Here is an 11,677-nt window from a genome sequence, read left to right on the forward strand (position 1 = left end):
GGAGCTCCTATTACAAAAGGACAACATAAAATAGAAAAAATTGACGGAACTCGACTGGTTTTAAAATAAAGGAGAAAGGAAATGACTGAAGAAGCAACTTCAAGCGGACTGATTGTCGCTCTTATATTTATTGTTATAGCCCTGATTTTTGCATTCAAGGCTATTAATGTTATCCCTCAGCAGACTGCATGGGTAATTGAAAGATTAGGAAAGTTTCACAAGATCTTAAATCCAGGACTTAACTTTATTATTCCATTTATTGATAAGGTAGCCTATAAGCACTCATTAAAGGAAATTCCTCTTGATACACCAAGTCAGGTTTGTATCACTAGAGATAATACTCAGCTGACTGTTGACGGTATTCTCTACTTTCAGGTAACAGATCCTAAACTTGCAAGCTATGGTACATCTAACTATCTTATTGCAATTACTCAGCTTGCACAGACAACTTTACGTTCTGTCATTGGTAAAATGGTTTTAGATGAAACCTTTGAAGAAAGAGATGTAATAAACAATCAGGTTGTATCTGCTATTGATGAAGCTGCTCTAAACTGGGGTGTAAAAGTTTTAAGATATGAAATCAAGGATTTAACTCCACCTGCTGTTATTTTGCAGGCTATGCAAAGACAGATCACAGCAGAAAGAGAAAAGAGAGCTGTTATTTTCGAATCTGAAGGTAAAAAACAAGAGCAGATCAATCTTGCAAACGGTGCAAGAGAAGCTGCAATTGCAAAATCTGAAGGTGAAAAGCAGTCTGAAATCAACATAGCTGAAGGTAAGGCTCAGGCTACAATCGCAATTGCAAACGCAACAGCTCAGGCCATTGCAACTATTGCAAAAGCAACTGAGATTGAAGGTGGTAGCACAGCTGTTAACCTGAAGGTTGCAGAACAGTATATTGAAGCCTTTGCAAAACTTGCAAAAACAAATAACACACTTATCGTACCAAACAACCTGTCAGATGTATCTGGTATGGTAGGCTCTGTTATGAAAATTATTGAAGGCACCAAGCACAAGTAATAATTAAAAATCTAGTAAAAAAAACAAGGCATGCCTTGTTTTTTTATTGAAATATCATTATGAATAAAGAAACTGTCGACTATACAAAACTGTCAGATTCAATAATCTCGCAGTCTAATCAGCAAAACAATACATCTTTTGAAAAGAATGCTACTCAGGCAAACACATCTAATAACGGCCACCATAGCGGTTTTTGTAAGGCTTTGCTTGCTGTAGGCTCTGCTATCACATTTATTAGAAATCTTGTTTTAAACACACTTTTCATCATTATTCTTTTACTGGCTATCATCGGTATCAAAGCCTGTGATTCACTTGTAGAGGAAAATGCTGATTTACAGAAAGTAGCTACTGTCAGCAAAAAATCAGCTCCTGTGCTCTTTTTAAATCTTTCAGGAACAATAAGCGATGCTCCTGAACCATCAGATGGTTATTCAAGACTTGCAAAGGAGCTTGAAAAAAACTTAAACAATACAAGCAGCACTGATGTTTTAAGTGTGGAAAGAGCCCTTAAGTATGCCTCAAAGGATAATTCTGTAAGAGAAATTTTTATTGATCTTAGCAACCTGTATTCAGTTACATTCAGCTCAGCATCAAGAATAGCTGAAGCAGTAACTAATCTTAAAAAGATAAGACCTTCATTAACAGTTACATCCTATTCAAACAGTTATACAAAAGGTGCATTCATTATTGCTAACGCCTGCGACAAAATTGTTCTGCATCCACTTGGCAATCTAAATTTCAAGGGTATGTCCTTATCAAATATTTATCTTAAAGATGCACTTGAAAATTTTGGCATAAAACCTCTTGTAATAAAGGCTGGTTCATATAAATCTGCTGTTGAGCCTTTAACATCAAACAGTATGTCTGATGAAGTAAAAGAAGAATATACCGGCATTGTTAACGGTCTTTGGGAAGAGTACCTATCGGAGCTTCCAAATAAGAATGAAAGAAATAAGCTGAGTGCTCTTTTCTCAAATGAGCAAAAATACTTAGATTTACTTGCAAAATTTGATGGCGATGAAGCAAAGCTTTTAAATGAATGCCAGGTTGTAGATTATCTAAAGGATAAAATAACTATAACCCATGAATATGCAAAAAAATATGCCGTAAACAAAACAAATCCTTCTAAAGTTTATGTCATGTATGATGATTATCTAAAATACCATGACAGCAAGTCTTCTAATAAAAAGAAAACAACAGCAACTGTTGCTGTTATATACGGTATTGGAACAATCACAGATCATTCTGATAATAAAGAAGCCTTCACACCTGCAAACATAAAAGATCAGTTGAAAAAGGCTGAAAAAATCAAAGATCTGAAAACTTTAATTTTTTACATTAACTCAGGTGGTGGCTCTGTCACAGCATCAGAAAGTATCAGAGCAATGATTAATGACTTTAAATACAGAAAAAATGTTAAAGTTATTGTTTCTATGAATTCTATTGCAGCATCCGGAGCATACTGGATATCAACTGCCGCAGATACAATCTACGCAACACACGATACAATTACAGGCTCAATCGGTGTCTTTGCAGTAATTCCCGATGTTCATGTTTTCCTGAACGATCATGGCGTATATCATGATGGTGTATCTACATCCGAATTTGAAAACTACTCTATCGCAAAAAAAATGCCTGAGGAAAACAGAGTTTTATATGCATATCAGATTATGTCTACCTACAAGAAGTTTCTTACTCTTGTAAAGCACAGCAAATATAAATTAAGACTAAAAGATCCAAAGGACTTTGCTGAAGGTAGGATCTTCTTGGCTAATGATGCAAGGAAACTTGGTCTTGTTGATAATATTGGAAATATTAACCAGATTTTGGTTAAAGAAAAGAAACTGCTTGCAAGACGTAAACATCCAAATGTAAATGTAGTACATATCGGAGCAGGTGACGACAACGGGATGTCTCTGATAAAGACAATTTTATCTTCAAAGGCTTACACTTTTATACCTAATGAATATCTAAAACTAACTCTTGATGTTATTAAGAGTGCAAAAGATAAACCTAATATTCAAAAAGGTATGATGGCAATAAGCCCTGTAAGTGTTGATTTCAACTAAACTCATAAAAATATTCCAGCTAAGGCTGGAATATTTTTATATCTAAAAAAACACATCCGATACTATTTTTAATACTTACCAGCTTTTTTTAAGACCTTTATAGCATCTTCTTCTAATGAATTTTGATCTTCCTTTGCAAGAGAATAAGCAACAATACATGGACAGTCTAATTTTCTTACATAGGATTCAATTCCATTTGAAGGAGCTCCAGTTTCATCTGATGTATCAACAACCTCAATCCACTTGTATCCAAGTGGTGGTGGAGGAAGAATAAATTCAACTTCCTTGTAATGCTGATTGAAGATAAAACACCAGTGTTCAGTATCAAAACTGTTATCAGTTGTACCGACAGTTAATGTAATTGCATCTGTATTTGGATCGTTCCATGCTCCAGAATCCATTGCACTTCCATCAGGTTTAAACCAATGAGCTTCATAGCTGTTAGAGCCAACATGATAATAATCACCGGCAAGAGTCAGCTCTCTTATCATTTTTGAAGAGCGTCTTAGTTTATTTAGTCTTGAAATGAATTTTTTGAAATTCTTGCTTCTTGTTGTTTCATTCCAATTATTCCAGGAAATCTCATTATCCTGACAGTAGGCATTGTTATTACCATTCTGTGTTTTACAAAGCTCATCACCGGAGAGAATATGAGGTATACCCTGTCCCATGATGACACTAGCCATCATGTTTCTCTTTAAAAGATCACGGCGGGCTAATACTTCCTTATCATCTGTAGGACCTTCAACACCACAGTTACAAGAGAAATTCTCCATGGTTCCATCAAGATTATTCTCACCGTTCAAATCATTATATTTAGTTGAATATGAAACAAGATCTTCAAGTGTAAAACCATCATGGTAGGTTACAAAGTTAACACTTGCATTAATTGATCTGTATGAAGATGTGAAGATATCTCGAGATCCCATAAGTCTTGTTGCATACTGTCCAATAAGACCATTATCTCCTCTCCAGAATCTTCTTACAGCATCTCTGAATTTATCGTTCTGCTCTGACCAGCCTGCAGGGAACTGACCTAAACGATAACCGTTCGGACCACAATCCCAAGGCTCTGCAATCAGAAGAGAACTTGCAATTGATTCAATACAGAAAGTTGACTTTAAAAATGCGCTGTTATGATCATACTCATGGAAACTGTCACCATGAGTCTCTCTACATAAGGTAACACCAAGATCGAATCTGAATCCATCAATCTGGTTTTCTGTAATCCAGTGTTTCATTGAATCAAGAACCAGATTTAATGTTGGTCTTGCATCAACATTCACTGAATTACCACATCCGGTTACATCTCTATAGCTTCTGCAGTTGAGAGAACCGTCAGCATTTCTGTTGTATGTATAGTAGCTTGGAGCATCAAAGCCCTTCATGCTAAGAACAGGACCGCCTCTGCCACCTTCACCGGTATGGTTGTATACAACATCAAGAATAACTGCAATGCCATTACGATGAAGCTCTCGAACCATTGTTCTAAACTCGTTCAAGCTGTCTAATGGATTTACAGCATATCTTGGATCTGGGGCCATAAAGCAGACTGGATTGTATCCCCAGTAATTTACTAATCCTTTCTTAACCAAATGAGGTTCAGATATGAATGCAGCAATAGGATTAAACTGAACTGCTGTAATACCAAGATCTTTTAAATGCTTTATTACACTATCGTGTATAACACCAAGATATTTACCTCTGTGATTTACAGGAACATCTGGATGTATTGCTGTAAGACCTTTTACATTGCACTCATAGATAATAAGAGAATCACGACCGAAAGTAGGCTTTTCTACTCCCTGCCAGTCAAAGTCATTATTCACAACAATTGCCTTTGGAATAAAGTTGGCATTGTCATGAAGATAATTGTTCATGTTATAGGTAAAAGGTTTTGATAAAGCCTTTGCATATGGATCTACAAGATATCTGTCCTTTTTGAAGAACAGACCCTTTTCAGGACTGTATTCACCAAGAGCTTCATAGGCATATAAATCACCTACGCTAACACCAGAAACAAAACCATACCATACACCACCACGCTTTTCCTTTAAAGGAATTTTGGTAATTTCCTTTTCATCTTTGGTATAGATATGAAGAATGATTGAGGAAGCATTAGGTGCCCATATTGCAAAATAGCAACCGCCATCTTTTGGTGTTGCGCCTAATGGAAGTAGTCTTAAATCTATGTCTGTGCTCTGTGATTTCATAAGGTCTTCACTTTATTATTTGTAATTATTCTTTTTAAGATTAGTTAAGCAATTTACTTATTGCAAGAAAATCAATTTCTATTTTTTTAATTTTCTAGCATCAATCAAGAAAAATCTTTCTTTTTCATATAATAAAAAAAGCCACATGGCCTTTCAACCATGTAGCTTTTTTGATCAATCATTTTTATTTGCTAGATGCAGTCTTTTTTGCAGTGCCTGAAGCTTTAGCAGTTGAAGATTTTGCTGTACTCTTCTTTGCTGGTGCTTTCTTTGCATCGCCACTCTTAGATGCAGTCTTTGTTGCAGTCTTCTTTTCAGAAGGCTTCTTTTCAGCAGCCTTCTTTGAAGTTGAGCTCTTTTCAGTAGTAGTCTTTTGAGTAGCCTTCTTTGCAGTTGACTTCTTTGCCTCTACCTTAGGAGCTGCTGTCTCACTTTTATCCTCTAGCTTATTTTTTTTTTCGTCTACCTTCTTGATGAAGATAGTTGATAAAGGAGGAAGGTCAAGAACAATTGAATGATAATTGTTTTGCCATGAGATATTTGAAGCAACTACTTTCACTGATCCTGTACCGTAGCCACTGCCCCAGTACTCTTTACTGTCAGAATCAAAAATCACCTCATAGGTACCTGGCTCTGGCACACCTAAACGATATGCTACATAAGGTACTGGAGTGAAGTTTGTAACAGAGAAGATATGGTCATCACCATTAGAACGCATCATTGCAAATACACTGTGCTCAGCGTCATTTACATCAAGCCATCTGAATGATTCTGGATCATAGTCAGTCTTCCATAATGCAGGCTCGCGTCTGTATAGATTGTTCAGATCCTTAACAAGCTTCTGCAAACCCTGATGCTTTGGATACTTGAGTAACCACCAGTCTAACTGACTTGCCTCGTTCCACTCTGAGCCCTGACCGAATTCAGAACCCATGAAGTTTAACTTCTTACCAGGATGAGCATACTGGAAACCTAAGTATGCACGTAGGTTTGCAGCCTGCTGCCACTCATCACCAGGCATCTTGTATAACAGAGAATGCTTGCCGTGAGTAACTTCATCGTGAGAAATTGAAAGAACGAAATTCTCATTGTATGCATAGATCATTGAGAATGACATTTCACCATGGTGATACTTTCTAAAGAAAGGATCTGTCTGCATATACTCAAGAGAGTCATGCATCCAGCCCATGTTCCACTTGAATGCGAAGCCTAAACCGCCTGCATAGGTTGGACGTGAAACGCCGGTAAATGCAGTTGATTCTTCAGCGATGGTCATTGCATGAGGATACTTCTTGTATACCTCTTCATTGAACCACTTTAAGAAGCTTACAGCCTCATAGTTGATGTTACCGCCATCAACATTAGGGATCCACTCACCATCTTTTCTTGAGTAATCCCAGTAAAGCATTGAAGCTACGGCATCAACACGTAGACCGTCGATGTGGTACTTATCAAGCCATACTAATGCAGAAGCGATAAGGAAACGACGAACTGTATCACGGCCGAAATCATAAATTAATGAATTCCAGTCAGGATGCCAGCCACGGCGTGGATCCTCATATTCGTAAACACAGGTACCATCAAACTTAGCTAGACCAAAAGCGTCTGTTGGGAAGTGTGCTGGAACCCAGTCAAGAATAACACCGATACCATTCTGGTGGAATGTGTCAACGAAGAACTTGAAGTCATCGATTGAACCAAATCTTGATGTTGGAGCAAATAAACCTGTTGGCTGATAACCCCAGGATCCTGAAAAAGGATGCTCCATGATTGGCATAAGCTCAATATGAGTGTAGCCCATTTCCTTGACGTAATTTAACAGATCAACAGCAAGCTCTCTGTATGATAGAGGCTGACCATTCTCATCACGCTTCCATGAACCTAAGTGAAGCTCATAGATTGAGATTGGCTGCTCAAGCTTGTTATTAAGCTGTGACTTCTGCCACTCCTGATCGTGCCATGTATAGCTGTTCTGATCAGAAATAATAGAAGCAAATGAAGGATACTGCTCATGGAAGAATCCAACAGGGTCAGCCTTATGAGGAAGTCTGTTACCATATGGATCCTTGATTTCATACTTATAACGAAGGCCTGCACCTAAGCCTGGTACGAATAATACCCAGTGACCTAATAAAGAACGAGCCATTGGTAAACGACGGCCATCCCAGAAATTGAAGTCACCGATAACACTTACAGCAGTAGCTGATGGAGCATATACAGCAAATTTAGTACCCTTAATCTTTACACCGTCGATCTCTACTTCAATAAGCTGAGCACCTAAGGTTTTATAGATATTTGCAGGATCCTCATTCATGGTTGATAAGCCATAGAAAGCCTCATCACGGAACTGATAAGGATCGATCACATCAACCTGTGAGTCCTGATAGTACACCTTGAACATGTAGTGGAATGACTGATCCACATTCAACTGAGCCTCAAATAAACCATCTGGGTTTACGAGATTTAAAGTTGCAACCTTGTTCTTGCCATCAATTGTATATACATCTACACCCTTAGCATCAGGAAGCCATGCTCTTAAAACATAACCATCCTGACCTTCAACCTTCTGAAGACCTAATGTTTCAAAAGGATTGCCAACTCTGGCATTATTTAAATCGTCAATTAACATTGAACGTACACTCCTAATATTTATTGTATTGTTTTTATTAGCTGTTTCTTGCTTCGGTCATAGCCTTGGTCATTGCAAGAACTTTCTTATCCTCGAAGATATCCTCAAGATCCTTAGTAAGCTTTCTTCTCCAGTTTGGATACTCATCTAAGGTACCAGGGATATTTACAGGCTTATCAACACCGATCCAGTCTTCTACCTGTGAGCTGAACAGATAGCAAGAGCCTGAGCATAAGTGAACCTGCATTGCAGTTGATAGAACATCATCCATCTTTGCATCAGCAACATTTCTTGGATATGTATCAGCAATAGAACCTAAGCCGTGCATACTGTCAAGAATACGCTGTTTTGCAACTGCTCTTGCATTCTGAAGAGCCTGAGCCTCTTCTGGCTTGTAGATACCTAACTGCTGACCTAATGATAAGTCATAGTAGTTCCACCAACCTACTAATGTTGGCATATCGTGAGTTGTTAATGCAGACATTGCCTCAGCAATATAATCCTTAGGAGCAATGAAGCCACCATCCTCTGCTACGCCATCAAAGAAGGTCTTATAAGATAAAGCACCATAAGCTCTTAAAGCTTTGGTTAACTCTACAGGAATAGTACCTAAATCCTCACAGATTAGAAGACACTTGTTTCTGTGTGACTCTAATGAAAGGATTGATAGAAGATCATGTAAATCATAGTGAACATATGCACCCTTAGATGCAGGATCACCTACTCTAGTCAGCCATAATCTGTATAAACCTGCAGCATGGTCGATACGCATTGCACCACATGACTTCATGTTTGACTTATACATTCTGATAAGTGGCTTGTAAGCATTCTGCTTTAATGCCTCAGGAGACATAGGAGCAAGACCCCAGTTCTGACCTAGAGGGCCTAGTGGATCTGGAGGACAACCGATAGAACCTTTTGTTCTGAATACCTTAGCAACATCACCCCATACGTCGCAGCTCTGCTTTGCTACACCAACAGCTAGGTCACGGTATGTACCAATAAGCATGCCAGCTTCCTTAGCAGCCTTATAAGCAGCAGTTAACTGCTCTGATGCTAGGAACTGTAAGTAGCAGAAGAATTTAACATCTGCTTCATGCTCTTTTGCCCATGCTTTTACGAATGGAGAGTGAATATCATGATACTCAGATGGGAACTGTTCCCATGAGTTTACGAACTTACCTTCATCGTGGAAGTGCTTCATAAGAGCATCATAAGTTGCAAAGTTCTGAAGATCCTCGCCACCCTGCTCTACGAAGTCTAAGAACTTAAGACCTCTGTTTGAACGCTTGTCGTCAACCTTTACATTGTCAAAGATGCAACGTAAAGCTTCTAACTTGCACTCAAGAACGCCGCGGTAATCAACATATTCCTTCTCTCTTAATACGCGAAGTTTCTGCTGGAACTGCTCTGAATGAATGAGTTCCTGTGCCTGAGGGCAGTTTAGTAATTCTGGAACATCATTTACAGAAATATATACGATATTGATATAGTTTCTTGATGAAGGTGAATATGGACTTACAGAATTTGGATCATATGGATAGCCTGCGTGCATTGGGTTTAAACCAACGAACTCGCCACCACACTTTTTAACACCTAAAAGAAGCTGTTTTAAATCAGCAAAATCGCCGATACCCCAGTTGCTGTGAGAGCGAACTGAATATAACTGTGAGCTTACACCCCAAACACGCTTACCTGATGCAATTTCCTCTGGAAGATACATCTTGTAAGGGGTAACAATCAGGCTCATTACAGCTGATTTTTTGTTTACATTCTTAGAATTTACGCTTACTGATAATTCATGATAGCCATATGGGAAATGTGAAATTAGCTTGTAACGACGGGTGTCATAGGTAACACCTTCAAAGGTTTCGTATTGAGCTATTTCAACTTCTGAAAGAAGAACGGTATTCTCAATCTTTCTACCATCTTCTAACTTTACAACAACTGTTACAGTTGCATTCTCATCTTCAGAAGCACTCTCTTCGATTCTGAAATAGAACTGCTTGAAATCCTGATCGTTGATAACAGTTACAGGATCAACCATATTCTTGAAGGTAGCTCTCTTCTGTTCAGTAAGAACCTTCTCAAGAGCCTTCTGGTCATTTACTGGATAACCTAGAATCTCAAGTGCGTTCTTACGATACTCGCCATCAATATGCTGCAGAACATTGTTCGCATCGATATATGATCTAGCTACGCCTTTGTCATCTGCTAATTTCTGTATGTCTATCATGGAATGTACCACTTAATTTTCTTAATTTGTCTAAATGAATTTGCCAAGCTCATATTTTTAGTAATAGTAAGCTCAAAGATATATGATAAATTAATCTCTGCAAATATGCACATAAAATAAGGCTTTTTAGGCAAATTCTTATAAAAAAATATGATGTAAGTCCGATTTTGTTATTTTTATTCAAAAATGTTTAATATTGTATATTGACGAAGCTCAAATTCTGTACTTTTGTGACACATCTCATCTTTTTTATAAGAAAATCAAGTAGTAATTTTTTATTCACCAAAATACAGCAAACGTTATTTCAAACAATAAATTTTCTCATTAAGTCTTTTGTAAAAAATTAACGTTTTTTATACTTTTAATTCAATAAGTTATTTTTGCATACACACTTACAGAACAATAAAAAACTGTTTTTTACAAAATATTTTCAAAAAAATATTTAAAATTTCTTTGAAATTGTTTAAACTTTTACAGCTTTGTAAAAAAGCACTTTCATGAAAGTAGTAAAAAGTGCTCAAACTTGACAAAGTTAGTAAATAGAGTATCTTTTTACTGTATTTTTTTTATTTTTCGTCAATTGTTAACTACGGGTAACATTAAATATGACTATTAAAATTGGTATTAACGGTTTTGGCCGTATCGGTCGTTTCGTATTCCGTGCTTCAATCTATCGTCCAGAGTTAGGTATTCAGGTTGTTGGTATCAACGACTTATTACCACCAGACTACATGGCATACATGTTAAAGTATGACACCATGCACGGTCAGTTCCAGGGCAAGGTTGAAGTTAAAGATGGTCACTTAGTTGTAAACGGCAACACCATCCGTATCACTGCAGAGCGTGATCCAGAGAACTTAAACTGGGGCGACATCGGTGCAGAGTACGTTGTTGAGTCAACCGGTTTCTTCTTAACTGACGAATTAGCACGTAAGCACATCAAGGCTGGTGCACGTCGTGTTGTTATGTCAGCTCCTTCAAAGGATTCAACCCCAATGTTCGTTATGGGTGTTAACAACGACACCTATGCAGGTCAGGACATCGTTTCAAACGCATCTTGCACCACTAACTGTTTAGCTCCTTTAGCTAAGGTTATCAACGACGAGTTCGGTTTAGAGCAGGGCTTAATGACCACTGTTCACTCAACAACCGCTACTCAGCGTACTGTTGACGGTCCTTCATTAAAGGATTGGCGTGGCGGCCGTGGTGCTGCTGGTAACATCATCCCTTCATCAACTGGTGCTGCAAAGGCTGTTGGTAAGGTTATCCCAGAGTTAAACGGCAAGTTAACTGGTATGTCAATCCGTGTTCCAACACTTGACGTTTCAGTAGTTGACTTAACCTGTACCTTAAAGAAGGGTGCTTCATACGAAGACATCTGTGCTGCTATCAAGAACGCTGTTTCAGGTTCAATGAAGGGCATTATGGATTACACTGATGAAGCTGTTGTTTCTTCAGACTTCTTAGGCAACACCCACACTTCTATCTTCGATGAGAAGGCTGGTATTGC

Annotated in this window: 6 protein-coding genes; 3 read left to right on the forward strand and 3 right to left on the reverse strand. The window is 38.0% G+C overall.

The annotated features are described in order from the left end of the window. Positions 1 to 81: 81 nt before the first annotated feature. Both ACJML3_RS09130 and sppA read left to right on the forward strand, forming a co-directional pair. Positions 82 to 1,020 (forward strand): SPFH domain-containing protein, encoded by a 939-nt coding sequence (locus tag ACJML3_RS09130; protein ID WP_406022564.1) that lies wholly within the window; start codon positions 82 to 84, stop codon positions 1,018 to 1,020. 59 nt (positions 1,021 to 1,079) lie between these two features. After that, complete coding sequence (sppA, locus tag ACJML3_RS09135; protein WP_406022566.1) at positions 1,080 to 3,089, forward strand: signal peptide peptidase SppA; 2,010 nt, start codon at positions 1,080 to 1,082, stop codon at positions 3,087 to 3,089. A gap of 68 nt (positions 3,090 to 3,157) precedes the next feature. Here the strand turns inward: sppA and glgX are convergent, their stop codons facing one another. The 3 genes from glgX to malQ all read right to left on the reverse strand — a co-directional run bounded on the left by glgX (position 3,158) and on the right by malQ (position 10,167). After that, positions 3,158 to 5,302 carry a glycogen debranching protein GlgX gene (glgX, locus tag ACJML3_RS09140; protein WP_406022568.1) on the reverse strand — a complete coding sequence of 715 codons (2,145 nt, stop codon included), beginning with the start codon at positions 5,300 to 5,302 and terminating at the stop codon, positions 3,158 to 3,160. A 184-nt stretch (positions 5,303 to 5,486) separates the two neighbouring features. Continuing rightward, positions 5,487 to 7,931 carry a 1,4-alpha-glucan branching protein GlgB gene (glgB, locus tag ACJML3_RS09145; protein ID WP_406022570.1) on the reverse strand — a complete coding sequence of 815 codons (2,445 nt, stop codon included), beginning with the start codon at positions 7,929 to 7,931 and terminating at the stop codon, positions 5,487 to 5,489. Positions 7,932 to 7,968: 37 nt separating this feature from the next. After that, positions 7,969 to 10,167: a 4-alpha-glucanotransferase gene (gene malQ, locus ACJML3_RS09150; protein ID WP_406022572.1), complete on the reverse strand. Its 2,199-nt coding sequence runs from the start codon at positions 10,165 to 10,167 to the stop codon at positions 7,969 to 7,971. Between the two features lie 605 nt (positions 10,168 to 10,772). On the opposite strand from malQ, the gene gap reads away from it, so the two are divergent. Then, positions 10,773 to 11,677: type I glyceraldehyde-3-phosphate dehydrogenase (gene gap / locus ACJML3_RS09155; protein WP_406022574.1), on the forward strand; the 905-nt coding region annotated here is incomplete at its 3' end.

This window comes from Succinivibrio sp., from assembly GCF_045124615.1.
GTDB classification, from domain to species: domain Bacteria; phylum Pseudomonadota; class Gammaproteobacteria; order Enterobacterales; family Succinivibrionaceae; genus Succinivibrio; species Succinivibrio faecicola.

Coding starts and splice junctions, on each gene's coding strand:
- sppA (WP_406022566.1), top strand. CDS start 1,080: ATGAATAAAGAAACTGTCGACTATACAAAACTGTCAGATTCAATAATC.
- glgB (WP_406022570.1), bottom strand. CDS start 7,931: ATGTTAATTGACGATTTAAATAATGCCAGAGTTGGCAATCCTTTTGAA.
- malQ (WP_406022572.1), bottom strand. CDS start 10,167: ATGATAGACATACAGAAATTAGCAGATGACAAAGGCGTAGCTAGATCA.
- glgX (WP_406022568.1), bottom strand. CDS start 5,302: ATGAAATCACAGAGCACAGACATAGATTTAAGACTACTTCCATTAGGC.
- ACJML3_RS09130 (WP_406022564.1), top strand. CDS start 82: ATGACTGAAGAAGCAACTTCAAGCGGACTGATTGTCGCTCTTATATTT.